Raw genomic sequence first — 26,126 nt, 5'->3', positions numbered from 1 at the left:
CCATATTAATAAAGAAAAGGGATCAGCCGATATCTTATCCTGCACCACTGCGCGTACTCATCTCCGTACTGTCTCGTAAGCATCGCCTCTTCCAGTTTAATTCTGTATATAAGACTTGCGGCTATAAGAACGCTTCCCACGAGAAGTCCGAATAGACTGCCGTTACTGAGCGCAAAACCGATGACAATGCTTAACAGTCCGGTGTATAGCGGATGACGCAATATGCGATACGGGCCGCTGCTGACCAGATAATCACCTTCTCTTACGCTTACGTTCCTTGTAAACTGTTCTTTCAAATGCATAATACCCGAAAGACGCAGCGTTACGCCGGCTCCGTAAAAAAAGAGACCCGTCCATTTCACTGCCGGGACGTCCACTTTCCACATATCCACTCCAAGAATCACTGCCACTGCTACGAGCATGGCTGAAAAGATATACCAGAAAGATACTTTCTCCGATTGCCGGGACGCGGGCGAGGAGTAAACGAGGAACTCCATCAGCCACACCAGGGAGACAGCTCCAAACAACAATTCGATCATGGCCCACGCTCCTGACTGTATCCGGTTCCTTCCCGTTTCCCTAAAGCGGGCAGATACAAACCTTTCCTTTGCAACAATAGAAATACCTACGTATATTCATACAGGAAAGGGGACATCCATATGGCACTGCTTTATTCACTGGGCATTATTTTAACCGTGCTGGCGACTTTCTTCATCATTTTTAAAAAGCTCACAAAAATAAGCTATATCGTTTTTTCTGTAATTTTAATATTTTATCTCCTGCTGCTCGTACTCAGCCCCTGGTTTCTTTTGTGAAATAAATATACCAAAGAAAAAGCGAGCCGTTTGAACGGGCTCGCCTAGCGGTTGCGGGAGCGGTTGATCGCTTCCCGGATGTGATACAGTTCCGCAAACATTGCTGCAGCAAATACAAGAAGCATACTGAGCAGTACGGAAATGATGAAAATGGATCCATCCAGATCAAATCCCAGTACTCCTGCAAAACCGATTAATCCACCTATAATAAGACCTATTGATGCGAATAGAACGATTTTTTGAAACGTCAGCGAATAAAACATGACTTCACCCCATTTTGTAAACTGGACTCTTACCTATCCTTTCCCCTAAATGTCCAGATGCAAAACCGGTGCTTTTCTTCTTAATCCGGCAGAAATATACTTTTTTTCGAGCCTAGGCGCAGTATGCAGGCCTATGACTTGCCTGCAGCCGCCCTGTCCGTCGCCTTCTCAATCGATTCATCCAGGTCATTGATGATATCCTTGACCGATTCGATTCCTACGGACAAACGAATCAGTTCTTCTGTCACTCCGCTTGCCGCCAGTTCTTCTGCGGACAGCTGCTGATGCGTAGTAGACGCTGGGTGTATGATCAGAGACTTCGCATCCCCTACGTTCGCAACATGAGACCAGAGAGAGACGTTATCGATCAGCTTTCTTCCGGCCTCTCTTCCTCCTTTGATACCGAAGTTAACGATAGCTCCGTAGCCGACTTGCAAATACTTATCGGCAAGTTCATGTGCCGGGTGACCCTCAAGACCCGGGTAGGAGACCCATTCCACGTCCGGGTGCGCCTGCAGATGCTTAGCCACTTTCAGGGAATTTTCAGCATGACGTTCAATGCGTAAAGACAGTGTCTCCAGCCCCTGAATCAGAAGGAAAGCATTTTGAGGACTGAGGCACGCCCCCATATCCCTAAGGAGCTGCACCCGGAATTTAGTGGCAAATGCCACCTCCCCGAGGTCTCTCGAATAAACGAGACCGTTGTAGCTGTCGTCCGGCTCTGTAAAGCCCGGAAACTTTCCGTTCGCCCAGTCGAAGGTACCCCCGTCCACGACTACTCCGGCAATAGCTGTACCGTGACCGCCGATCCATTTGGTTGCCGAGTGAACGACGATATCCGCACCCCACTGCAGCGGCTTGCACTGGACCGGACTCGCGAACGTATTGTCAATAATTAGCGGTACACCCTCTTCGTGGGCAATTTCAGACACTTGCTCAATATCAAGCACGTGCAGGCTCGGGTTACCGATCGTCTCCGCAAATACCGCCTTCGTTTTATCCGTAATCGCCTTTTTGAAGTTCACGGGATCTTCCGGATCGACGAATTTCACGTCAATACCGTAACGAGGTAACGTTTTTGCAAATAAGTTATACGTTCCTCCGTACAGGTTACCTGCCGCCACGATTTCGTCTCCTGCTCCGGCAACGTTCAGTATTGAGTATGCAATGGCGGACATTCCGGAGGCAGTAGCCACAGCAGCCGTACCGCCTTCAAGAAGGGCAATTCTTTTCTCAAAAACATCTACGGTCGGGTTGCCGATTCTTGAATAAATATTTCCGGGCTCCTCCAGGCCAAACAGGTTCCTGGCGTGCTCGGTATCATCGAATACGTAGGACGTCGTCTGATAGATCGGTACGGCTCTCGAACCCGTTGCCGGATCCACTTCCTGTCCCCCGTGCAGGGCAAGCGTGTCCAGATCGTAATTTCCAAATTGTTCAGTCATAAAAAATCCCTCCTGTATAATGTATGGCAGAGGGTCTGAGTGAAGAGATATAAACAAAAAACCCCTTCGATAAGAAGAGGTTTACGTTAAATATACTTACATCCTCCCCTTATCTCTCAGACCTCTAAGATCTGTAGGAATTGGCACCTTTTCAAACCGATGTTTGAAGGTTGCCGGGCTTCGCAGGGCCTAGTCCCTCAGCCGCTCTTGATAAGAGTCGCTATTCAATTAAATGGTATGCTTTGCATTATATACGGAAGCATCCGAAAAAGTCAATAATTTTTAGAAAATTCTTATTTAGAGGCTTCGATTGCCTGTTCCAACTGAGCGGAGATATCGTCCGAACTTTCGATTCCGACAGAGACCCGGACAATGTGGTCGTCGATTCCGAATCTTTCTTTATCTTTATCGGAAAGGGCACGATGAGACGTACGTGAAGGAACAGAAACGGTCGTTTCAACTCCGGCAAGACTCGGCACAATCTTGATCCAGCCGAGCGTCCGGTAGAAGGTGTTCATATCTATAGATTTATTCAGTGCTATCGTAACGATGGCGCCGTTACCTTCTGCCGATACGTTTTTCGGGTAATAAACTTTCCCCACATCTGCATTTCTCTGCATGGCATCTGCAAGAGCCTGGGCGTTCCGGGACTGTTTTTCCATACGGATTCCTAACGTTTTCGTACCGCGATACGTCAGCCATGCTTCAAACGGACTCAGGTTAGAGCCGAGGGAGACAATTTTTCGGCGTGCTTTCTCTACGAGCTCTCTTTCTCCTGTAAGCACTCCTGCTGTCGCATCACTGTGACCGCCGAGATACTTCGTGGCGCTGTGGACGACGAGGTCGGCGCCCTGCTGTAAAGGCCTCAGCAGATAAGGTGTGGCAAACGTATTATCTATCATAATTTTCAAATCATTTTTACCGGCGATTTCCTGAAGAACTGTCATATCCTCCACCCGGAGGAACGGGTTCGTCACTGATTCTGAATAAAGCAATTTCGTGTTCGGGCGTATTTCCCCTTTTATGCTTTTCTGGTCACGGAAAGATGTGAGCGTTACTTCAATGCCGAGAGAAGGCAATTCATGAGAGAGAAGGTTGTGCGTCCCGCCATACACATCCTCAGCAGCTACGATATGATCGCCGGGCTTTACGACGGAAAGAATTCCCGCAAATATCGCTGCCATGCCCGAAGCTGCTGCAACTCCCGCGCTTCCTTCTTCAAGAGCAGCAACACCCTCGGCCAGCTCTTCCGGATTCGGGTTTCTTTCCCTGGAATAAAGGTAGGATGTCTCTCCTTCATAATACTTCTCCAGATCATCCAGGTCCTTGAACGTAAAGGCCGAAGTCTGATAAATAGGCGTCGCCTTACTGTGGACCGCAGCCGTCTGGTCAGCTTTATGATGAACAACTTTAGTGAAAAATGATGAATCTCTCATGAATAAACCCCTCCGCTTATCGTTTCGTAACAGTATATCTGCACATCGAACAGTTGTAAAGAAAAGCGGAAACTTCCGTTTAGAAGCGCTGGCGTAAGCAGGAGGCTTACTTTTCGGGTGCCTTACCCCGAAAATAAGGGTACTGCTTAGGTCACAAGCTTCTGGAAGTTGCAGCTGGACAAAGAAAAGCGGAAGCGTCCGATTAGAAATGAAGGCACAAGCAGACCGGTCACGTGAAAGACGACCTTTCCTTTCACTGGTCCGAGCTGCTTGTGACATGAATTTCTGGACGCTGCAGCTGGATCATGAAAAGCGGAAACTTCCGTTTAGAAGCGCTGGCGTAAGCAGGAGGCTTACTTTTCGGGTGCCCTATCCCGAAAATAAGGGTACTGCTTAGGTCACGAGCTTCTGGAAGTTGCAGCTGGACAAAAGAAAAGCGGAACCATTCGGTTAGAAGTTCCGGGCTAAGCCCGATGAGGAGAGCATATGGAGAAAAAGTGAAAGTTCTCAATTTGTTCATTGTACATCGCCACGCGAGTAGTTACACTAATAAAAGATACATACGGAAAGGAGCTTCACCCTCGTTGAAAAAACTATGGATTCTTATATTATTCACTTTGTTTCTTGCAGCATGCGACCAAAAAGAACTTGAGGACCCGGTGGACTGGGAAACCGGGAGTTTTGAAGCCACTACCCAGGCCAAGGAGTCCTTCAGTATGGAAAGTATGGAAGGGAAAGTATGGATTGCCGATTTCGTATTCACCTCCTGTAACACTGTCTGTCCGCCTATGACGAGAAATATGGCGCAGCTTCAGAAGAAGATGGAAGAAGAAGGGGTGGACGTGGAATTCGTCTCCTTCAGTATCGACCCGACCGTCGATGATCCGAAAAAGTTGAAGTCCTTCGGTAAAGAGCAGGGAGTGGATTTCTCTAACTGGACCTTCGTCACCGGTTACGATCAGCAGACCATTGAATCTTTCGCCAAAGATAGTTTCCATATTATCGTAGATAAGCCGGAAGGTCAGGACCAGGTGACACACGGCACCCAGTTCTTTCTTGTAGATGAAAAAGGCACGATTAAGAAATATTATGACGGGGTACAGGACGTGCCTTATGAACAAATTGTAGAAGATGCAAAAATAGTGAAAAACTAAAAAAGGGAAGCGCCTGTGGAGCGCTTCTCTTTACTCTGTCAATTCAGAACTGAATCTATGAAGTTGCGCAGGGAACGGAGGAAGTCCTGAACGGCTGTCTTAATGTTATTCCAGAACCCTTCGTCATTGATAAGATCCTGGAACCCACTGGCCAAGTCATCGAGCTGACTCTGCATTTCATCGAAATTTATATTCAGATTTCGCATCTGGTCAAACAAATCGGTCAACCTTTTTCTGTCCTCCGGGCTGAGCTCGATCTGCAGCGAGTCAAGCTGCGTTTCTACAATCTGCTCCACCTCTTCCCGGGTGGCAGGGTTCTGCTCGGCAATAGCTTTTTTGATTTCCGTAAGCAGACTGCTGATTTCATCCTTACTTATTCCTTCTTTCTCCCCGATGGAAGTGGCTACATCCAGTTCTTCGCTTGCCACCTGCATCCGGTCTTTATCGAGAGAAGCACCTTTCGCATCGTACGCTTTGTAAATGCCTGTCAGTGCCGAATGGCCACTCACAGCGACTGATGAAGCTACAAGCACCTCAGCGTTTTCCACTCCCGCCGTCAGCAGGGCGTTTTCATACATCTCCCGGGTAACTTCTGTAATGTTGTCGGGACTCACAATATCAACATTCAGCCCGCCTCTGTCCTGGTGAATGATTTTTACCGAGGAGTACATGTTGGAGTTGGGATTGCCGCCGATATATTCAGCTATATCCTGGCCTGTCACTGTAAATTCGTCCAGCTGCTCATGTTTCGAAGTCTCCAGCAGGTCACTGACGTCCGACCTCTGGCTTTCAGATAAGGCATCTCCGTACACTACAATAGGCAGACCGAGTTTCTCATTAATACTGTTGGAATTCGAAGCCTGTACAGAAACGGCGGCAGAAAGGAACATCACCAGCGCAACGCCCGTAAGCAGCCAGTATTTCATTAGTTTCATCGTTAATCTTCTCCTTAAAAAAATGTAATAGACCTATACTTATTATAACCGAACTGAATGAATAACAGTAATATAAATCCAACACGAAAGGATTGTCTTCGATGATTAAAACGATCGGCCTTTACTTATTTGCAGGTGCGCTATTCTCCGCAGGAATTCTTCACTTTATTTATGACAGCGGATTTGCGGCGATGATCCCCGAGTTTCTCCCTTTCCGCTACGAGCTCGTTTATATTACAGGAATTACGGAATGGCTGCTCTCCCTTCTGCTTATTTTCCCTCATACGAGAAAAGCGGCGGGACTCGCAACAGCCGTATTCCTCGTCGTAGTTCTGCCGGCTAACATTTACGCAGCCATCCAGCAGGTGCCAGCCCCGTGGACGGAAAACACCAGTCTCACTGCTCTCTGGCTGCGCCCGCTTTTCCAGCCTCTCCTTATATGGTGGGTCATATACGTAACGAAAGATTCTCCGTGGCGCCGTACGTACGATACACGGGAGAAAAACGTCGAAAGAGAGTAAGCGCGAATAAAAGAGGGCCTCCGCAGGCCCTCTTTTATTTTATGAACAGCTATACATTTCTGGCGAGCATGCTGATGACAGCATCGTCCATCGGCGGATTATGAAGACCTGCCCTTACATCTCTGTAATATTTTTCGAACGGCTGACGCCTGGAGAGGCCGCGGCCTCCGGTGATTCTCATAGCGAGATCCACCACTTCCTGGGCGGCATTGGTGACCGCCAGCTTCACGGCCCCTAATTCCTCCGCCCATTCGTTTCTCCGCTCCGGATATTCATCCCATTTTCTTGCTGTATCATAGAGAAAACTGTGAGCCTGCAGAAGTTTCCACTCCATCGTACCGATTTTGTCCTGAATATGAGGCACTTCGCTGATTGGGGTATCGAGACTGTTCGGCTGAAAATTTTTCGCAAATTCCACAGCTTCGTTCCGGGCTCCTACAGCGATTCCGAGATAACAGGCCGGTATGTGAAGCAGCCATCCTTTCGGTACGGGAGGCTTCGAGGACTTCGTTTCCACCAGAGCGTCCACCGGAAGCATCACATCTTTCATCAGCAGATCGTCGCTCTCCGTACCTCTCATACCGAGTGTGTCCCATGTTTTCTCGACGGACACGCCCGCTGTCTGTTTCGGGATAAGGAACCAGCCTATCGTATCGATGTCTTCCACATAAGAAGAAACAAGATAATAATCAAGATGATCGGCAAGAGAAGCGAACGTTTTCCTTCCGGTCAGTATATAACTGTTCTCTTCCCTTCTGGCCGTAGTCTCCGGCATGCCGCCACGCGTCGGGCTTCCGGTAGCCGGTTCGGAGGCGATACGGTTGAGTACTTTCTGTTCCCCGGCCACTTCTTTCATTAACCGGTCCAGCCTTTCTTCCTGCCACGGTCTTTCATCACGCAGTTCCATCATGACTCCCATGTGCCAGCCGATGGAAAGAGCGACAGAACCGTCCCCTTCGGCGATCTTCTCCTGCATCAGCAGAAATTCGTACAAAGTTATGTTTTCTCCTCCCAGGTTCTGTATCAGAGGCAGAGAAGGGTACTGTTCCTCTTTGATTTTGTCCATGACCTCGTCCGGAAAGGAAGCATTTTCGTCCGCTTCTTCGGCATGTGCATAAGCCGTTTCTTTAATTCGTTCCGCTTTTTCGATGAGACTAGCCTGTCTTTCTGTAAATACCCATTTCGTAAGCACTATATCTGTCTCCTCTCCTTTTTCGTGTATTCATAAACCGAAACCTATCCAAATAAAGACGCTCGTGATGAGCGTCTTTATTTCCCCTCTGAGAGCTTGTATACTTTTTCCACTTCCACACCTATGTTACGCAAATCGTGAATCAATTCATCCAGTTTTTTCACCGTTGCCTCACCTCATCCAAAAAAAGTATGACCGTGACCTCTCTACTGTGTATACGAAAAGCAGACCTGAACGTTTCAAATTCACCTTTATTTTCTTTCCCTCTTCTTCTGCTGTTAAATCTTTTTTTCGGAAAAAAGACGATTTTTTTGAAACTAAAGGTCGTATTTATCGTTTCCGACAGCAAATTTGTTATAACGTCTCTGAAACCAGTGGAACAGGTGGGAAACGATAACCTTCAGAATGGCATATCCCGGAATGGCCAGTATAATTCCGATAATACCGAACAGATGGCCGGCAGTGAGCAAAACAAAAATGATGGTGACAGGGTGGACGTGGAGCCGTTTTCCCATGATCTGCGGAGAAATGAACTTGCCTTCCAAAAGCTGCACCACGGTCCATACGAGCACAAGCTTTATAAGCATGAACGGGGAAGTCACGAGCGCAATAATGAGTGCGGGAGTGATCGCGATCGTAGGGCCGAGATAGGGAACGACACTCGTCACGCTGGCGATACCCGCAAGAACTACCGGGTAATCGATGCCAATGATCAGAAATCCGACGTACAGCATGAGACCGATACAGAAGCTGACGATAATCTGCCCCTGGATATAGGCAGCCAGCTGCCGATCGATGTCCCGGAACATCTCTTTCATTTCCGGCCGTGTACGTGGCGGAAGAATGCGCAGCATCGCACCCGGAAGCTTATGGTCATCCTTGAGCAGGTAAAACAGAATGAAAGGCAGTGTAATGATAGCGATGACTATAGTAGTGACCGCCGATATAATGCTCGTAATCCCGGAAAGCGCGTCCCCGATATACGTACTCAAGTTTTCCGGCAGGTTATTCAGCGTCTGTGAGAAATCACCGAACAGATCATTATAGTAGGAGGCGAATATAGAATTTTTGAGCCATTCGTCCAGACCTTCCGCCACCTGCATAACGTAATCAGGCAGCTCCTCCACCATTTTCATGAACTGTTGCTCAAAAAACGGAATGACGAGGAAGACGAGCAGGGTGATGAGACCCGCAACGATTATGGTGGTAATCAGTATGCCCCAGATACGGGGGATACCGGTTTTTTCGAGCAGAGTGATGACAGGGCGGAGCAGATAGTATACGACGGCGGCCAGAATGATCGGTAGTGCTACCGTCTCTATAAAAACGAACAGCGGATCGAATATAAAAGATATATTCGAATACACGGCGATGTTCACCCCGATGAGCAGAAGTACTCCAAGTATGTAAAGAAGTCCCCGGCCCCCGAAAAAGCGGACTACTCTCGATTTATCCCATTCTTCCATGACTCTCCCCCCTTTTTTTCTACCTGTAAGTATAACAAAAGTTATCTGCCTATACTGAAAAGCCCGCAGTATAAAATAAAATAAGCGCCGGATCCACGCTTATTTTATAATGACCGGAACGCTTCAGCGCTTTCTTCTCATAAACTTGCGGATTAGCGGATAGAGCATCGGTCCATATTTGATTATTCGTTTTAAAAGACGTCCCACAAACGTTCCTCCTTTTAATGAGCTCGTATTTTCTTAAAAATATAATTCCCTTGATACGGAAATACAAACTATCTCATGACACTTCCTCCGGATATTTTCACTGATTCCCCGATAATATTTTCGGAAGCTTCGGAGAGGAGAAACAGAATCGTACCGGCCACTTCTCCGGCAGTCGTAATTCTGCCGGACGGATTCCCGGACTGGGCCAGTTCCCACTGTTCTTCAAAACTCCGTCCTTCCCTCTCAGCTTTTGCAGCGACGGCCTTCCGCCCCATTTCTGTATCGACGAAACCGGGTGCTACGGCGTTCACGCGGATATTGGAGCGGATCGCTTCATGGGCAAGCGACTGGGTGAATCCCGTCACGGCAAATTTGGAAGCACAGTACGCCACGTTCCCGTGTGTCCCTCTCAGACCGGAAAGGGAGGAGAGATTGACGATGGCTCCTTCTTCCCTCTTTTTCATTTCCGTGTAAAATTCCTGAGTGAGTAGAGTCAGCGAGAAGAAATTCACTTCCATCGCTTTCCTCAGCTCTTCTTCCGGAATATCCTCAAGGTAATAAGTGCTGAGGACGCCGGCTGAATTCACCAGTCCATATACCGGAAGAAACTCGAGAGACTTCTCAACCAGCTCCTGCCGATCTGCTGCCTGATTAAGGTCTGCCACCACAATCTGCGTTTCCCCTGTTCCATTTTCACATTCTTTCTGTACTTCCTCTAATCTTTCCCGGTTTCTGCCTGTAAGCGTAACCGACGCTCCGGCCCTGGTCAGCTGAATGGCCGTTTCCCTGCCGATTCCTCTGGACGCTCCGGTGACTACTATATGTTTCCCTTTAAACGCATTATCAGCAAATAGCAATTTCTCCACTCCTATCTGTTATTTCTTCTATCTATATCCTGAAGAAGCCGTACGTAAACTATTACAGTAAAGACAGGCGGAGCATTTTATATGTAAAAAAATCAGCGTCCTGAGCATTTTTTGCTCACTCAAAGACGCTGACCTAATGACTTTCGTTTATTAAGAGTCCTAAACAGAACTGCTTATTTTTTCTCATAGAGTTAACTCCACCACTGCATCACCATTACTTGCGCTTGTTAGGCTTCCGGAACAATTTACCGCTCCGTGTCTGCTTCACACCCGAAGTTGGTTTTGCATTTTCTTTAGCGACTGGATTCTTTTTGAAATCTTCCTCAAAAAGTTCACGGGCTTTCGTGTACAGTAGTGTCATATTTTTTCCCTCCTTTATTCAGTTTATTACAGGTTCCGCTTCCACCACAGACAAGAGTGGAAACCGATTTCCTGTGGTTCCCCAAATATAATAGATAGTCCCTTTATTGTAAAGAGAAAAATACTATATTTTTTAAGAAAATACTCACCTGTTATTTCCTTTTATTAACACACGTAATCCTCTTTCCACGACCTTCTCCTCGAAGCATCTGCGAAAGCATGAATCGCCATCTATTTAAAATCATTATAAAAAAACATTGATTTTAAACGGGCATTTGTTATAATGGATATTGTAGAAATTATACAGGAGGTTTTGGATTATGACAGATAAGAACAATCGTCTTACTACCTCGAGCGGCGCACCCGTTGGAGACAATCAGAACTCACTCACAGCCGGTCGTCGCGGTCCTGGATTGATTCAGGATGTACACCTGCTGGAAAAACTGGCCCACTTCGACCGCGAAAGAATTCCTGAGCGAGTCGTACATGCCAAAGGTGCCGGAGCCTACGGTACATTCGAAGTAACAAATGATGAAATTTCCAATTACACAAAAGCGGACTTTCTCAGTGAAAAAGGAAAAGCGACGGATATGTTCATCCGTTTCTCCACTGTCGCAGGGGAATCCGGTTCAGCCGATACCGTCCGTGATCCGCGCGGTTTCGCCATTAAATTTTACACAGAAGAGGGAAACTACGATCTTGTAGGTAATAATACCCCTATCTTCTTTATTCGCGATGCTATCAAGTTCCCTGACTTCATTCATACGCAAAAAAGAAACCCTCAGACAAACTTGAAAGACAAAAACATGGTATGGGACTTCTGGTCTCACTCCCCCGAGTCTCTTCACCAGGTGACATACCTTCACGGAGACCGCGGTATCCCCGCTACTTTCCGTCACATGAATGGGTACGGGAGTCATACTTACAAGTGGGTGAATGCCGAAGGAGAACCATTCTGGGTTAAATATCACTTCGTCAGTGACCAGGGTGTGAAAGGTCTGGACGCTTCCGTTGCGGATGAAATTGCCGGAACGAATCCTGACTATCACACGGAAGATCTTTTCAACGCTATTGATAAAGGTGATTTTCCTTCCTGGACGCTATACGTACAGATTATGCCGTTTGAGGATGCGAAATCATACAAATGGGATCCGTTTGACGTTACGAAAATATGGTCTCTGAAAGACTATCCACGTATCGAAGTCGGTAAAATGACGCTCAACCGGAATCCGAGAAACTATTTCGCCGAAGTGGAGCAGGTTGCACTTTCCCCGGCTCACTTCGTACCCGGCATCGAAGCTTCTCCGGACAAAATGCTTCAGGGCCGTCTGTTCTCTTATTCCGATACTCAGCGCTACCGTCTCGGTGTAAACCATGAACAGATTCCCGTAAACCGTCCGAAAAACGAACAGTATAACTATCAGCGCGATGGTTACATGCGTGTAGACGGCAACGGAGGAAGCAATTACAACTACGAACCGAACAGCTACGATCATCTTCCGAAAGAAGATGATACGTCGAAGATCAATCCGTTCGAAGTGGAAGGCTATGCCGATAGCGTACCTTACCCGGACCACGATCACTATACGCAGGCAGGAGATCTGTATCGTCTGATGAGTAAAGATGAGCAGGATCGTCTCATTGATGCCGTAGTAGGTCATATGGAACCGGTGACTTCAGAGGAAATCCAGCTTCGTCAGATCGCTCATTTCTACAGAGCCGACCCTGATTACGGAACCCGTGTCGCCGAAGGTCTCGGCCTTCAGGTACCGGATGAAGTAAAAGAAGAAAAATAATTAATACTGAAAAACTCCGACCATTCTCATTCAATGGTCGGAGTTTTTTAATGCTTCCATATGAAAGAAGCGATTTAAAATTTAAGTACTCGTAACATCCCGTTTTGTAAATACGAGCCAGGCGGCCCCAAGAAAAACGAGGAAATATACAATCAGTACCGAAACAGAAAAAGTCATAGTCAAATCTTCGATTAATGGTGTGCCCGTGACAAACTGGTTCAGATCCGTATTGGCGAACAGGATATATTTCGCCCATACTTTGTCGGAAAAGAAAGCGACGATCGAGTTCCCGCTCAGCATCAGGAATACAGCCGCTCCTATAGCAAGCGCGCTGTTCCGGAAGACGGCCGAAATCATAAAAGCGAATGTTACCATCATAAGCAGATTTACTGAGGAGAAGCCATACTGCATAAGAGAGAAAGCCATGATAGAAGTGTCTTTCACTTCACCGCCCTCCATAAATACGTATGGGTCCGTCCATGAACCGAGGCCGAATAATAAAGCTCCGAGTCCCATCGATAATACAAACAGACCGACGAGAAGAAGCAAAGCGAACAGAAGCAGAGTGATGAACTTGGAGAATAGAATTTTCGTGCGTGACACCGGCCGGATGAGCAGCAGCTTAATCGATCCCCAACGGAACTCATTAGCGATACTGCCTGCAGCTATAATAATTGTAAATAGACTGATCAGCGAAACGAACATCCGGTTTTCCTGTACGAATTTCCACCCGGTGAACTCATTCGGAGCGATATTGTTTTCAATCCGGTATTCATTCTTCTTTATCTGATCCTGTCTGAACCCGGCTGTGGACGGTGTTTCCTCTATCTGTTTCTTCATCTCTTTATTTTCCTGCTGCAATTCCTGCTTCCAGTCACTTCCGTACTGTTCGGAGGAAGAAGGACCGGTCGTCATAAATAACGCAAACCCGGTGATGAGACAGACGAACAAAATAATTCCTATCCACGTAGAGCGCTGAGCGAACAGTTTCATCCATTCGTTCCGAATCAGGCTAATCAATGACACCATCTCCAATCACCTTCAGGAATTCGTCTTCAAGTGTTTTCCTCTCGGTATATATACTATAAATGCTGACGTTATTCTCAACCAGCTTCGTCGTAATGTCCGGAATCCGGTCTTTCTCAAGGACAATATGGCAACGCTGTTTTTTCGTAATCACATTTTTCGTCTCTTCTTTGAGGATGCGCTCCACCACATCAAGCGGAGTTGCTTCGATACTGACTTCCATTTCCGCGTCTGCGACGGCGTCCTTCACGGACTGGATATCGACCAGTTCGCCGTTATGGATGACTCCGAACCTGTCACACATCAGTTCCATTTCGGAGAGGATGTGACTCGACACAATTACAGCCACGTTTTCCACTTTGGCGAGGCGCTCTACATACGCCCGTATTTCTTTCATTCCCGAAGGATCGAGCCCGTTCGTCGGTTCATCAAGAATCAAGACGGAAGGACGGTGCAGCAGAGCCTGGGCGATACCGAGCCTCTGACGCATTCCGAGAGAGTATTTCTGCACTTTATCATTGATCCGTTTCTCCAGACCGACGAGCTGAACGACTTCCATGATTCTTTCTTCTGTTACATCCTTCCCCATCCGGGCAAAGTGTACAAGGTTTTTCCAACCGCTCATGAATGGGTACATTTCGGGGTTCTCAACGATCGCCCCGACCTGTTCCATTGCCTTACTTCTCTGTTTATGTATACTGTTGCCGGCAATGACGATATCGCCGCTGCTCATACTCATGAGGCCTACCATCATACGGATCGTCGTGGTTTTTCCCGCTCCGTTCGGTCCGAGAAATCCGAACACTTCCCCGGGAAAAATTTCAAAACTCAGGTCCTTGATGACGTGATGAGAACCGATTGTCTTGTTCACTTTTTCAAGCTTCATTATGCTCTCCATACTAAATCTCCCCTTCCCATCCCCTGTATACGAAGGACTTGGAAAAATGTTTCATTTTTTCGTCGAAAACTTGAATGATAGAAGTCACTCTGAAACTTTGATATGATACAAATAACGGAGGTGCTATGCATGAGGATCGTATCTATCGAACCGACTCCCAGTCCCAATTCGATGAAAATCAATTTAGATGAAAGTCTGCCTCAGAGCGAGACATACAACTATACAAAAGACGGAGATATATCTTCTTTCCCTTCATGGGCCCGTCAGCTCTTTGACATAAACGGAGTGAAAGGGATTTACCACGTGCTGGACTTCCTTGCTCTTGAACGTCATCCGAAAGTATCATGGGAAGACATCCTCCCGGAAGTACGGGACGCTCTCGGTTCGGATGAAGGACTTCAGGGCGAAGCTTCCCGCGAAGAGCCTGAGGAGAGTTTCGGGGAAGTTCAGGTATTCATTCAGAAATTCCGCAATATCCCGATGCAGATCAAGCTGCAGGACGGGGAAACGGAAACGAGAGTGGCCCTCCCCGAGAGGTTCACAAACGCAGCCATGAAAGCGTCCGAAGCTTCCGAAAACATGATTATGGAAAGGAAGTGGGAGGAGGACGCCTCCCGCTACGGAGATGCAGAAGAAGTAGGCCGGCAGGTGCAGGAGGAGATTTCCGCGAGTTATGACGAAGAACGTCTTGCCCGCCTGGTGGAACTCGCTTTCCGGAATGAAACCGAAAAGCAGGAGAGTCCGGTTACGCTTTCCACACTGGATGATTCCGACTGGAGGATACGTTATCAGGCGCTCGATCAGATGCACCCGACGCTTGAAGATTTACCCGTACTCCATAAAGCCCTGCATGATGAAAAAGCTTCGATAAGAAGGCTTGCGACTGCTTATCTCGGGATGATCGAAGATGAGGAAGTACTCCCTTATCTCTATGAAGCGCTCTTTGACAAGACCGTCACCGTCCGAAGAACCGCCGGGGACTGCATCTCCGACATCGGATCCACCGATGCCATTCCTCATATGATAAAATCCCTGAAGGACCCGAGTAAAATCGTCCGCTGGAGAGCAGCTATGTACCTTTATGAAGTAGGGGACGAAACGGCGCTTCCTGCTCTTCAGGAAGCAAAAGACGATCCGGAATTTGAAGTGCGCCTGCAGATCCGAATGGCCATCGAACGGATCGAAGGCGGTCACGCAGCGGAAGGATCCGTCTGGTATCAGATGACCCAGGCTACGAAAACGAAAGAAAATAAATAAGGAGGCGTTTACTATGAACGCATATGAAGCTTATATGAAAGAAATTTCCCAGCCGATGAGAGACGAATTGACGGAAGCCGGTTTTACGGAACTTGTATCTCCGGATGAAGTGGACGAGTTCATCAGCTCTGTGAAGGGCACATCTCTCGTCGTCATCAACTCGGTTTGCGGGTGTGCCGCCGGACTGGCCCGTCCTGCAGCTATCAAATCTCTCGAAAACGACAATCGGCCGGAGCACCTCGTCACCGTGTTCGCCGGTCAGGATCGTGAATCGACGGCCCGGATGCGCGACTATCTGGAAGGATACGAACCTTCCTCTCCTTCCATGGCGATTTTAAAAGACGGCCAGGTTATGCATTTCATTCCACGCGAGCACATTGAAGATTATGAAGTGGAAGAAATCGTGGAGAACCTGACAGAAGCTTACGATAAGTACTGCTGAGGATATAACTGAAAAATACTGAACAAAAAAAGCGTACCTGGTGGAATACTTTTCCACGAGGTACGCTTTTTTATTTATTTTCACATTCGCCGGACAGAAGTGTTCCGGATAAGGGTCGCTTACCCGGAGCATCAGTCCAGACTGGAAACGGGAGGTGTTTATCTCACGTCTGAATCTGAAGCTTCAGCTTATGACTGCTTACTTCGAATTCTTCCATGTCCTCTGTTTCCTGCAGGTCGAGCTCATTAACCAGTACGTTGTCACGGATGACCTGCTCGTTTTCCTGTATCGCCTTCCTCACATCTTCGTCTCCTGCAATAGCTATGTTTACACGAAGATCGATCGGCAGGTCTTTCTGCTTCCGTACGTCCTGGATAACGCGGATCACTTCGCGGGAAAGACCTTCAAGGCGGAGTTCTTCCGTAATAGTCGTATCAAGCACTACGTGGAATTCCTGGTTCGATCCCATCGACAGTCCACTGTCGGCTACTCTTTCAGCGATCAGAAGGTCCATCGGCACTTCGATGTCCCCGTCCTCTGCAGGAACTACCGCTTTCTGATTCGTCACGATATCAGCTGCCTCTTCATCAGAGAGCGACTCCAGGTATTTCTTCACTGTATTGACGTTTTTCCCTAACTTAGGTCCGGCTTCACGGAAGTTAAGTTTAACTTCATACCGGATAAGATCTTCGGAGGATTCTTTTACTACGACCTCTTTCACGTTGATTTCCTCTGCGATAATAGGGCGATACTCTTTAAGAGCGGCGCCGCGATCCTGATTGACCGGGATGACCGTCAGTTCGGCCAGCGGCTGTTTCGTCTTGATCGCTTCCGTATTACGTACGCCGCGGGCAAGTTCCACTACCTGAAGGACAGCATCCATGTCTCTCTCCAGCTTCTCATCGACGCGATGTTCTTCACGCTCAGGGAAAGCAGCGAGATGGACACTTTCGCCCGTCAGGTTCATATGAATGTCGTCCGCTACGAACGGAGTGTATGGAGCAAGCAGACGACTCAGGCCTACGAGCACTTCGCGAAGCGTGGAGTAGGCAGCTTTTTTCGACTCACTCATTCCGCTTTCCCAGAATCTGTTACGGGAACGACGGATATACCAGTTACTTACTTCATCGACTAACTTCTCGATTTCCTTCGCAGCTTTTGTAAAGTCATACTCGTCAAGTCCGGTTCTCACGCGGGCCGCCACAGTGTTCGCGCGGGAAATAATCCAGCGGTCCAGGAGCGTCTTCTCTCCTGTATCCTCCGGGTCATACTCGTAGTTATCGATATCCGCGTACAGTGTAAAGAAACCGTGCGTATTTACTAACGTATCGACAACTTTCGATTTCGCTTCGGAGACGACGCGCTCGGAGAAACGTTTATTGTTCCACGGAGCACTGTCGGCAAGCAGAGCCCAGCGGAAAGCATCCGCTCCGAATTTATTTACGAGGTCCATCGGATGGAGCGCATTCCCTTTACTCTTGGACATCTTCCTGCCATGTTCATCAAGAATGTGACCGGTGGAAAGAACCCGCTTGTACGGAGCTTTCCCTGTAAACATCGTGGATACGGCCATCAGACTGTAGAACCAGCCGCGGGTCTGGTCCACTCCTTCACAAATAACGTCCGCCGGGAACTGCTTATTGAACGTTTCTTCATTCTCAAACGGGTAGTGGTACTGGGAAAACGGCATCGATCCGCTGTCAAACCACACGTCGATCACTTCCGGGACGCGGTCCATCGTGCCGCCGCATTCCTCACAGGAGAGCTGGATACGATCGACATAAGGTTTATGCAGCTCGACATCCGTCACTTCTCCTTTCGCTTTGGAAAGAAGATCCGATTTACTCTCCGGAGCGTGCTGATGACCGCATTCATTACAGATCCAAACGTTCAGAGGCGTACCCCAGAAACGGTTACGACCAATGTTCCAGTCCACCATATTTTCAAGGAAGTTTCCGAAACGACCATCTTTGATATGATCCGGGTGCCACTCCACTGTCTGGTTATTTTCGATGAACTTATCTTTCATCTCCGTCGTTTTGATGAACCAGCTTTCGATCGCATAATAAAGGAGCGGCGTGTCACAGCGCCAGCAGTGCGGGTAGCTGTGCTCATATTTTTCTTTATCATACAGAAGCCCTTCTTCCGACAGATATTTCACAATGTCCACGTCACAGTCTTTGACGAATCGTCCCTCGAACGGAGGGATGTCGGAAGTATAGCGTCCCGCTCCGTCCACGACGTTAAAGAAAGAGAGATTATTTTCAAGGACGAGGTTGTAGTCATCCTCCCCGTAGGCAGGGGCAATGTGTACGACCCCTGTACCGCTTTCTGCGTTTACAAATCCAGCGGAAACGACGGTGTGACCCCGCTCCGGTTTTACAAACGGGAACGGCGCGATGTAATCGATTCCTACGAGTTCGCTCCCTTTATGTTCGGAAATGATTTCATATTCTTCTCCCATCACTGCGTCCGCAAGATCGCGGGCTACGATAAATACTTCATCGTGCTGTTTCGCTTTGACGTAGTCGAGTTCCGGGTGAACGGCAAGCGCCACGTTCGCCGGCAGTGTCCATGGCGTCGTCGTCCAGCCGAGGAAGTATTCATTCTCCGCATCCTTCACTTTGAATTTCGCCGTGGCCGACAGATCTTTTACATCTTCATAGCCCTGGGCGACTTCATGGGAACTGAGAGTCGTCTGGCAGCTCGGGCAATACGGTGTAACCCGGTGACCTTTGGAGAGGAGACCTCGTTTGTGCAGGTCGGCCAGGATATACCACTCACTCTCGATATAATTATCTTCAAGTGTGACGTACGGATCGTCCATATCAAGCCAGTACCCGATCGCTTCCGTAAACTCCCGCCACTGTTTTTCATATTCGAACACGCTCTTCTTACACTGTTCGATGAACTTCTCCACTCCGTATTCTTCGATTTCCTGCTTACCGGAAATACCGAGCTGTTTTTCCACTTCGATTTCCACCGGGAGACCGTGTGTATCCCAGCCGCCTTTACGGATAACCTGGTAGCCGTTCATCGTCTTATAACGACCGACGAAGTCCTTGATTACCCGGCCAAGCACGTGCCCGGCATGGGGAAGACCGTTTGCTGTCGGCGGACCTTCATAGAAGACGAACGTTTCGTTTCCTTCCCGCTCTTCCATGGAACGGTCGAACACGTTTTTCTCCTGCCAGTAATCCTTGACGCGATTTTCGCGTTCGATTGCCACTTCTTTCGTATTGACTTTACGCATTTCCTCTTCACCTCACGTGATTTGTTTGAGTAAGGAACCCTGTTCCCCAGTCTCTCTTTCCATTAAAACCATCCCGGACGAACCGGGCCCACCAGAAACACAGGTATAAAAAAACCGCCCCTTATATAAAAGGGACGGAGTTATTTCCGCGGTACCACCCGAATTCCGCACGTATGCGGCACTTTGAACCATCGTGGGTAACGGTCACGTAACCGGCGGCATCTACTCATTTCAACGACGCTTCTCCAGGATGATTTTCCCTTCTTCTCCATCTGTCACCTTCCACCAGCCGGTGATTCTCTTGGGATGGGCAAAAGAACGTACTCTTCCTATCGCAGAATTTACGTATATTCTATACTTTCTCATAATAACATGAATCGCAGTTTCATACATAGTATTTTACCTTTTTTTTATTTAGAAAAGCAGGCATAGAACGGAAAAAATGAGGGTACACTTTTAAAAATGAATGATTCGTGCATATTTATCATACTCTTAAGTCATTCAATAAAGGAGAATTCACTTATGGCTCAATTATCCAACCAGCTTCTGGAACAGATAGTCGAAGACAGTCTCCCCTACGCATCAGACGGGGAAGTAAGACCGGTCATCCCTATGTATGACGATACGAAAAAAGACGTACTGGGAGTTACGGTCTGGACCGGTGAGGAGTATTTTCATGCCGGGAAGACCGACTTGTATGTTCCGATGCAGAGCACAGCTAAAATCGTTACGCTGATGCTCGCGCTGAACGACTTCGGGAAGAAGCGTGTCTTCGACATGGTCGGTATGGAGCCGATGGGAGATTTCTTCAACTCGATCGGTCAGCTGGAAAGGCATCAGACGGAAAAACCGTTCAATCCGATGATCAACGCCGGCGCTATCGCCACTGCCGCCCTTGTTAAAGGGGGTTCCGTCGAAGAGCGTTTCGAAAGATTTATGACATTCATCAGACAGATCACCGGAAACCCTGATTTAGTGATGAGCGAAGAAATATATGAAGCGGAGAAATCAAACGGAGCCCGCAACCGTGCCCTCGCTTATTTCATGCAAAGTACGGGAGCAATGATTATGCCTCCGGAAGAAGCACTCGATCTCTATTTCCGTACCAACGCTGTCATGATGTGTACCGAGGATTTCGCCCGGGTCGGTCATTTTATGGCCAACGAAGGCCGGGATCCGGAAACGAACATCCGCCTCATATCACCGGAACACTTAAGAACGGTCAAATCTATTATGCTTACGTCCGGGATGTATAACTCGTCCGGTCAGTTCGCCGTGGAAGCGGGCTTCCCTCTAAAAAGCGGGGTCTCCGGAGCTATTATCGGTGCCGTCCCCGGACGTATGGGAATAGGGATCATCGGTCCGGCGATTGATGCCAAAGGAAACAGCACGGCCGGAGGTGCCCTCGTCAAATCGCTTTCCAACGAGCTGGATCTGAACATGTTCGGGGTGATCGAACATGAGCTTTGATTATGATCTCGATTTCGACACCACCGACTTCCGCAAGAATCCCGAGAAATACCGGGTGGGACGAGGCGAGCAGGGTGTCCTGCTCGTGGAACCCTATAAAAGTGAGATTCTCGCACACTGGCGCTTCAAGACTCCCGAGATTGCCCGGGAATCCTCGGAAGCTATATACAATATGTACCTTGATTACAAGAAGAACAACGAGTTTGTCGGTATGGACATGGCCCGGAAATTTCTGCAGATGGGCTACACCCGTTCCAGAAGGTACGCTAATTACAAAGGCGGGAAAAAGTACGACGAAGACGGAAACGTCAAAGAACGCGATATAGATGAAGAAAAAGCCGAGTCCGCCCGGATTTTCGAACAGAAATGGATCAAAGTCCGGGAAGACGAAGAATATCTGGCTATGAAAAAGCAGCACCAGAAAAAGTATGGATAAAAAAAGAAGCCGCGGCAGAGCTTAACGGATAGAAAGAAGGAGACGACCGACCTCCTCCTTCTCTCTATCCCAGTTCTGCATATGACGGCTTCATAAAATCCAACGTTATTTCAGTGCTTTACATCTGTGCTCATTGTCCGGAAAAGTACCTTAAAAACAGGAGCGAAACGTTTTACCAGTTCCAGTCCCGGCAATCAAATATTAAAGTTACGAGCCGATTTCTATCAGAACGGCTGTCTTGTCATCTTTCATTTTCAGACGCGGGTATGTTATACACTCGGGATCATCGTTCTCCCTTTCCTCCACTGCACTCACTAACCTGTCCACTCCATACTGAAAAGCAATGTTGGCCGACTGCTCCCAGCCATCGGCTTCCTCAAGCCCCGTGGGCATCATCAATCCGTCACTTAACAAAAGAATCGCGGTGACCTTTTTCAAGGATAACCTGCCACTTTCCAGGTGCTTCATCGCTTCTTTACTTCCGTCAATCACACTGTATCCCGCATCCGTGTTTAACAGGGCACGGTTTTCAATTAAAGTTGAACGGACTTCCTTCCGGGCTTCACTGATAGGTGTTTTCTTCGTCTGTCCGCTTCGCAGTTTCACAATTTCATTGATTGCCTTCTGGTCAAAATGACTGAGCAGGTCATATGTGACTGTTCGTATATCTCCGTTTGCATACTGTAAAAAAATCATACAGTCGGCCGCATGGGCGTATTCCAGAGACAATCGTTCCCTGTCTATTGAGATGGCCGCAAGGGCACAGGTGCTCCGCTTTCCCTTCGGCACATCGTTAATTTCTGCTGGATCATCTGAACCTAACCAGTTCAACGTTTCTTCTGCAACCTGCAGATTAGCAGCTTCGACGAGTTCGTCAAACAGCTCCTCTTCTGCAGCTGAAGCCAGCGTATCCCGGACGGCATGGGAGGCAATGTTACCGGGGACACCTTCAAGTCCTGTCGCCCCATCAATTGCAGCGAATACCCCCGCCTTTTCATTCACGACATAAGCATCCTCATTTATGTTTCCATTCCCTTTTTTGTTTACAGTGCTGATTCTCATGTTAATTCTCCCTGCGGCTCTGTTTTTTGACAGCTTTCCCTGATAATCAGTTCCGTCCCCAACGTTACTTTTTTGGCAACCGGGCGCTGTTGAAAAATCCGTTCCTTCAGCAAACTCACTGCGGTCTCCCCCATCATTTCCGTATAGACTTTGACAGTGCTTAAAGACGGCGATATATACTTTGCCACACTGGAATCATTGAATCCGATTAAACTGACCCGCTCCGGTACCGAAATGGAATGATCACGTAATGCGCGTAATGCTCCGATAGCAATGGAGTCATTTGCACAAAAAAATGCAGTCGGCAGATCATCCTGCAGCGTGCTTACGGCCTGATTCATCATCTCGTACCCGGCATCCACCGCGAAAGCACCTTTAAAGCAGTAATTTTTATTAAATAGCCCCTGTGTTTTCATGTAGTCACGAAAATTCTCATATCTTGGGTCCATCAGCACTTCGGAGGCCCCGGGGGGCTTTTCTTCACCAGCCAGAATCCCTATTTTTGAATGCCCCTCTTCTATAAAGTGAGACAAAACACTCTGGGTGGACTGCTGAAAGTCAGCAATAACAGAATCACATGAATTCAGTGCACGGATATTATCGACAAAACAAATGTTGGGGCACCATTCTTCCAGCTGTTTCATTTGCTCGTGTGAAAACTTACCAATAGCAATAATCCCATTCACTTTAACGTTGAGGTTATTGTCCGTATTTTGAAACAGCCTGATATAATCATACCCCTCACCTTCCAGCTTCTTTTCCACACCCAGCCTGATTGAGTAGTAATAAAGGTCATTCAGCTCTTCTGTTTCGGTGTACCACTGAACGATGGCTATTCGCATGTGCTGCTTTGTTTTTTTGTGAATGTGTTTTTTATAATCAAGCAGTTCAGCGGCATCGAAAATACGCTGTTTTGTTTCAGGACTTACCGATAGTGTCGGGTCATTATTCAGCACACGTGAGACGGTGGCAATCGAGACATTCACATTAGTTGCTATATCTTTTATCGTTGCCATTTCTTCCACTCCAATCGCTTAGTTATGCATACTGCCTGCATTATTCGTCTCTGAAGCGGAGGTACGTGCCCGCAAATCAGCTTCAATTTCTTCCAGGCTGCGACCGCGGGTTTCCGGAAGGTATTTCACAACAAAGAACAGTGCGCCGATGCCGATCGCTGCGAAAATCAGGAATACCTGCTCAATCGCCATAATCTCAGTCAGCAGCGGGAAGAATTGTGCAACTAGCAGACTTCCGATTGATAACGCCAAAGCGGCAATACCTGTAGCGGCGCCACGTGCACGCATCGGGAACAGTTCCGGAAGCATAACCCATAGTACAGGTCCCCACGTAAAAGCAAAGAACACAATAAACAATGTCAGACAAGCGACAATGATCCAGGCAGTAACATCTGAGCCTAGTCCAATTGTCCAAATAAGACCGGCCATTATAATTAATGAGCTGACCATCCCGATATTACCGGTGATCAACAGCTTTTTCCGGTCGATTTTATCGATGATCATGATGGCAAATATGGTAACAACCACGTTCACCGTCCCGATACCGACTGTTCCCAGGATGGATGTTACATCCCCAAGCCCCGCTTCATTGAAAATGGTCGGTGCATAGTAAATGATAGCATTAATACCGATGATCTGCTGCAACAATGCGAATGTACATCCAATGAGCAGTGTCGGACGCAGCCATGATGACTTCAACACATTCCATGTGCTGTCAGAAATACGGTTGATTTCAATCATTTCATCGATTTCTTTCTCTATCTCATCCGGTTTCCGCGTCAGTTTCATAACACTGCGTGCCGCTTCCTTACCACGGTTTTCAAGCAGCCATCTTGGACTCTCCGGCATAAAGATAACGCCGACCATCAATACAACGGACGGTACGACAGCAAGCCCGACCATCCAGCGCCATCCTTCGATATCTGCAAAAGCATAGTTTACCAGATAGGAAGAAAGAATACCTATCGTAATCATCAGCTGGTTCAAAGAACTGAGCGACCCGCGTGATTCTGTCGGGGCCATCTCGGACAAATAGACGGGAACAATTGCGGTAGAACCGCCAACGGCAAGTCCGATAATCAATCGGCCGACAACGAGTGTCACCATATTCGGAGCAAACGCCAGCGTAAGGGCACCGATTATAAAGATAATGGAGATCATGAACACCAGCCTGCGCCGCCCGAATTTATCCGATAAAGGTCCGCTGGATCCGGAGCCGAATATCGCACCTATCAACATGGAACTGACCACAAGTCCTTCCGTAAAACTCGTCAGCGGGATATCGTCTTTTATGTATAAAAGAGCGCCGGAGATAACACCCATATCATAACCGTACAGAAGCCCTCCTAAAGCACCGAGGAAAAATATCATTTTTTTACCTATTTTTTTACTGACCATTTTCGAAACCTCCTAAGTTTTTTTAATTTAAGTTTAGTATACGCTTTCATAAAATTTATGTAAATAGCTATTTTAAAGCCATTGAAAAACAAACCTTCTCGATTACATAATAATCGCTAAGTAAATTTTTATTATTTTTTTACTAAAATAAATTGATTTTTTTATTGTGTAAGTCGAAACACTATAGTAAATTGAAATTAGGAATTGTAAGCGTTTAATAAACAGGAGGGGTCCCATGACTAATCTCATCCAGAAATTTCAGGAGATATTTAACAGCGATGAAACACCCCGTACATTCTTTGCACCGGGGCGAATTAATTTAATCGGTGAGCATACCGACTATAATGGAGGTCACGTTTTCCCTGCATCGGTTTCTTTCGGAACATATGCGCTGGGAACAAAACGAAATGATACTGTACTTCGTTTCTATTCAATGAATTTTCCGGAAACAGATATTATCGAATGTGATCTGGCGGATCTGAGTTATAATTCGGCGCACGACTGGGCGAATTATCCGAAAGGGATGATCAAATACATAACCGCACAGGGGCATAATATCGATCACGGTGCTGACATTTTGTATTACGGGGACATTCCAAACGGTGCAGGCCTGTCGTCTTCCGCGTCGATAGAGATGGTGACCGGTGTACTGCTGGAATATTTATATGAGTTAGCCATTGACCGTATCGACATGATCCGGCTCGGTCAGCAGGTTGAAAATGAATACATTGGTGTAAACAGCGGCATCATGGATCAGTTTGCAGTTGGTATGGGCAAAAAAAATCACGCTATTCTATTAGACTGTCAAACGCTCGATTACCACTATGCACCGATTGAACTGCACCACCATTCGATTATCATTATGAATACCAACAAGCAGCGTATGCTGGCGGACTCGAAATATAACGAACGCCGTCAGCAGTGTGATCAGGCACTGGCCGATTTAAAAAGCGAACTGTCCATCGAAAGTCTTGGTGATTTATCGAATGAAGAATTTACTCAGCACAAACACCTCATCAATAATGAGGACGACCGGAAACGGGCAAAACACGCCGTTTCAGAAAACGTACGTACCCTTGAGGCATTAAAAAAACTTCAGGACGGCGATCTTAACGGATTTGGCCGATTGATGAACGCTTCCCACGAATCGCTGAAAAATGATTATGAAGTTACCGGAATTGAACTGGACACCATCGTGGAAGCGGCCTGGGACCAGGATGGCGTGACCGGCGCACGCATGACCGGTGCAGGATTTGGCGGATGTGCAATCGCCATCGTGGAACAAAGCAGCATCGATTCTTTCAAAACAAATGTAAATGAAATCTATTCGAAAACAATTGGTTATGAACCGACCTTTTACACCGCAGCAATTGGCGACGGTGCTAAAGAGATAACGAAAGGGGTGCGCTGAA

24 protein-coding genes, 1 riboswitch and 1 other annotated feature are annotated in these 26,126 nt (G+C 47.5%); of the genes, 9 read left to right on the top strand and 15 right to left on the bottom strand.

Going from position 1 to position 26,126, the window contains the following annotated elements; all coding sequences use genetic code 11:
* Window positions 1-5 precede the first annotated feature (5 nt).
* Window positions 6-539, bottom strand: a complete 534-nt coding sequence (locus BLU03_RS11635) for a methyltransferase family protein (RefSeq protein WP_076571898.1) — start codon at window positions 537-539, stop codon at window positions 6-8.
* Window positions 540-659: 120 nt separating this feature from the next.
* On the opposite strand from BLU03_RS11635, the gene BLU03_RS13720 reads away from it, so the two are divergent.
* On the top strand, window positions 660-815 hold the full coding sequence (locus BLU03_RS13720; RefSeq protein ID WP_159435691.1) for a hypothetical protein: 156 nt from the start codon (window positions 660-662) through the stop codon (window positions 813-815).
* Window positions 816-859: 44 nt separating this feature from the next.
* On the opposite strand, the gene BLU03_RS11630 is transcribed toward BLU03_RS13720, so the two are convergent.
* From BLU03_RS11630 to BLU03_RS11620, 3 genes are all read right to left on the bottom strand, one after another.
* The gene (locus tag BLU03_RS11630) at window positions 860-1,078 is read right to left on the bottom strand and encodes a hypothetical protein (protein WP_076571900.1); all 219 of its coding nucleotides are present in this window, start codon (window positions 1,076-1,078) and stop codon (window positions 860-862) included.
* Between the two features lie 131 nt (window positions 1,079-1,209).
* Window positions 1,210-2,523: an O-acetylhomoserine aminocarboxypropyltransferase/cysteine synthase family protein gene (locus tag BLU03_RS11625; RefSeq protein ID WP_076571902.1), complete on the bottom strand. Its 1,314-nt coding sequence runs from the start codon at window positions 2,521-2,523 to the stop codon at window positions 1,210-1,212.
* 106 nt (window positions 2,524-2,629) lie between these two features.
* Window positions 2,630-2,740, bottom strand: a riboswitch (SAM riboswitch).
* Between the two features lie 76 nt (window positions 2,741-2,816).
* Window positions 2,817-3,959 (bottom strand): trans-sulfuration enzyme family protein, encoded by a 1,143-nt coding sequence (locus BLU03_RS11620; protein WP_093107927.1) that lies wholly within the window; start codon window positions 3,957-3,959, stop codon window positions 2,817-2,819.
* 584 nt (window positions 3,960-4,543) lie between these two features.
* On the opposite strand from BLU03_RS11620, the gene BLU03_RS11610 reads away from it, so the two are divergent.
* Entirely contained in the window at window positions 4,544-5,113 is a 570-nt protein-coding gene (locus BLU03_RS11610; RefSeq protein WP_093107923.1) for an SCO family protein, read from the top strand.
* 38 nt (window positions 5,114-5,151) lie between these two features.
* Here BLU03_RS11610 and BLU03_RS11605 read toward each other — a convergent pair whose 3' ends face one another.
* On the bottom strand, window positions 5,152-6,048 hold the full coding sequence (locus BLU03_RS11605; protein WP_093107921.1) for a DUF1002 domain-containing protein: 897 nt from the start codon (window positions 6,046-6,048) through the stop codon (window positions 5,152-5,154).
* Between the two features lie 101 nt (window positions 6,049-6,149).
* Here BLU03_RS11605 and BLU03_RS11600 point away from each other — a divergent pair, with 101 nt between their 5' ends.
* A complete protein-coding gene (locus BLU03_RS11600) occupies window positions 6,150-6,569 on the top strand; it encodes a DoxX family protein (RefSeq protein ID WP_093107919.1) in 420 nt (139 codons plus the stop codon).
* A gap of 49 nt (window positions 6,570-6,618) precedes the next feature.
* On the opposite strand, the gene BLU03_RS11595 is transcribed toward BLU03_RS11600, so the two are convergent.
* The 4 genes from BLU03_RS11595 to BLU03_RS13715 form a co-directional block, all read right to left on the bottom strand.
* On the bottom strand, window positions 6,619-7,761 hold the full coding sequence (locus BLU03_RS11595) for an acyl-CoA dehydrogenase family protein (RefSeq protein ID WP_093107917.1): 1,143 nt from the start codon (window positions 7,759-7,761) through the stop codon (window positions 6,619-6,621).
* A gap of 317 nt (window positions 7,762-8,078) precedes the next feature.
* Window positions 8,079-9,227 carry an AI-2E family transporter gene (locus BLU03_RS11590; RefSeq protein ID WP_093107915.1) on the bottom strand — a complete coding sequence of 383 codons (1,149 nt, stop codon included), beginning with the start codon at window positions 9,225-9,227 and terminating at the stop codon, window positions 8,079-8,081.
* A gap of 275 nt (window positions 9,228-9,502) precedes the next feature.
* Entirely contained in the window at window positions 9,503-10,300 is a 798-nt protein-coding gene (locus BLU03_RS11580; protein ID WP_322787584.1) for an SDR family NAD(P)-dependent oxidoreductase, read from the bottom strand.
* A gap of 214 nt (window positions 10,301-10,514) precedes the next feature.
* Window positions 10,515-10,661: a hypothetical protein gene (locus BLU03_RS13715; protein ID WP_008590955.1), complete on the bottom strand. Its 147-nt coding sequence runs from the start codon at window positions 10,659-10,661 to the stop codon at window positions 10,515-10,517.
* Window positions 10,662-10,980: 319 nt separating this feature from the next.
* On the opposite strand from BLU03_RS13715, the gene BLU03_RS11575 reads away from it, so the two are divergent.
* Window positions 10,981-12,456, top strand: coding sequence for a catalase (locus BLU03_RS11575; protein WP_008590953.1), 1,476 nt, complete (start codon window positions 10,981-10,983; stop codon window positions 12,454-12,456).
* A gap of 81 nt (window positions 12,457-12,537) precedes the next feature.
* Here the strand turns inward: BLU03_RS11575 and BLU03_RS11570 are convergent, their stop codons facing one another.
* Together BLU03_RS11570 and BLU03_RS11565 are read right to left on the bottom strand one after the other, a co-directional pair.
* Window positions 12,538-13,485 carry an ABC transporter permease gene (locus tag BLU03_RS11570; protein ID WP_176765469.1) on the bottom strand — a complete coding sequence of 316 codons (948 nt, stop codon included), beginning with the start codon at window positions 13,483-13,485 and terminating at the stop codon, window positions 12,538-12,540.
* On the bottom strand, window positions 13,469-14,380 hold the full coding sequence (locus BLU03_RS11565) for an ABC transporter ATP-binding protein (protein WP_093107911.1): 912 nt from the start codon (window positions 14,378-14,380) through the stop codon (window positions 13,469-13,471). Before BLU03_RS11565 ends, BLU03_RS11570 begins: the two co-directional genes overlap by 17 nt.
* A 129-nt stretch (window positions 14,381-14,509) precedes the next feature.
* On the opposite strand from BLU03_RS11565, the gene BLU03_RS11560 reads away from it, so the two are divergent.
* Together BLU03_RS11560 and BLU03_RS11555 are read left to right on the top strand one after the other, a co-directional pair.
* Window positions 14,510-15,637 carry a conserved virulence factor C family protein gene (locus BLU03_RS11560; protein WP_008591220.1) on the top strand — a complete coding sequence of 376 codons (1,128 nt, stop codon included), beginning with the start codon at window positions 14,510-14,512 and terminating at the stop codon, window positions 15,635-15,637.
* Between the two features lie 13 nt (window positions 15,638-15,650).
* Window positions 15,651-16,079 (top strand): BrxA/BrxB family bacilliredoxin, encoded by a 429-nt coding sequence (locus BLU03_RS11555; protein WP_008591218.1) that lies wholly within the window; start codon window positions 15,651-15,653, stop codon window positions 16,077-16,079.
* A 163-nt stretch (window positions 16,080-16,242) separates the two neighbouring features.
* Here the strand turns inward: BLU03_RS11555 and ileS are convergent, their stop codons facing one another.
* The gene (gene ileS / locus BLU03_RS11550; protein WP_093107909.1) at window positions 16,243-19,332 is read right to left on the bottom strand and encodes an isoleucine--tRNA ligase; all 3,090 of its coding nucleotides are present in this window, start codon (window positions 19,330-19,332) and stop codon (window positions 16,243-16,245) included.
* 127 nt (window positions 19,333-19,459) lie between these two features.
* Window positions 19,460-19,677 (bottom strand) — a binding site (T-box leader).
* 177 nt (window positions 19,678-19,854) lie between these two features.
* On the opposite strand from ileS, the gene glsA reads away from it, so the two are divergent.
* Together glsA and BLU03_RS11540 are read left to right on the top strand one after the other, a co-directional pair.
* Window positions 19,855-20,802 (top strand): glutaminase A, encoded by a 948-nt coding sequence (gene glsA / locus BLU03_RS11545; RefSeq protein ID WP_093107907.1) that lies wholly within the window; start codon window positions 19,855-19,857, stop codon window positions 20,800-20,802.
* The gene (locus BLU03_RS11540; RefSeq protein WP_076571926.1) at window positions 20,792-21,238 is read left to right on the top strand and encodes a DUF4385 domain-containing protein; all 447 of its coding nucleotides are present in this window, start codon (window positions 20,792-20,794) and stop codon (window positions 21,236-21,238) included. The genes glsA and BLU03_RS11540 overlap by 11 nt, the downstream gene beginning before the upstream one ends.
* A 207-nt stretch (window positions 21,239-21,445) precedes the next feature.
* Here the strand turns inward: BLU03_RS11540 and BLU03_RS11535 are convergent, their stop codons facing one another.
* From BLU03_RS11535 to glcP, 3 genes are read right to left on the bottom strand one after another with little or no spacing between them, the layout of a single operon-like run.
* Complete coding sequence (locus BLU03_RS11535) at window positions 21,446-22,300, bottom strand: protein phosphatase 2C domain-containing protein (RefSeq protein ID WP_093107905.1); 855 nt, start codon at window positions 22,298-22,300, stop codon at window positions 21,446-21,448.
* Window positions 22,297-23,316: a LacI family DNA-binding transcriptional regulator gene (locus tag BLU03_RS11530; RefSeq protein ID WP_076571931.1), complete on the bottom strand. Its 1,020-nt coding sequence runs from the start codon at window positions 23,314-23,316 to the stop codon at window positions 22,297-22,299. Before BLU03_RS11530 ends, BLU03_RS11535 begins: the two co-directional genes overlap by 4 nt.
* A gap of 18 nt (window positions 23,317-23,334) precedes the next feature.
* Window positions 23,335-24,714, bottom strand: coding sequence for a glucose transporter GlcP (glcP, locus tag BLU03_RS11525; protein WP_093107903.1), 1,380 nt, complete (start codon window positions 24,712-24,714; stop codon window positions 23,335-23,337).
* A gap of 235 nt (window positions 24,715-24,949) precedes the next feature.
* On the opposite strand from glcP, the gene BLU03_RS11520 reads away from it, so the two are divergent.
* The gene (locus BLU03_RS11520) at window positions 24,950-26,125 is read left to right on the top strand and encodes a galactokinase (RefSeq protein WP_093107901.1); all 1,176 of its coding nucleotides are present in this window, start codon (window positions 24,950-24,952) and stop codon (window positions 26,123-26,125) included.
* Window position 26,126 lies beyond the last annotated feature (1 nt).

Source organism: Salimicrobium album (genome assembly GCF_900107115.1).
In the GTDB taxonomy this organism is placed as follows: Bacteria; Bacillota; Bacilli; order Bacillales; family Halobacillaceae; genus Salimicrobium; species Salimicrobium album.
The sequence above is the reverse complement of the archived record's forward strand: the minus strand, read 5'-3'. Positions and strand labels throughout refer to the sequence as shown.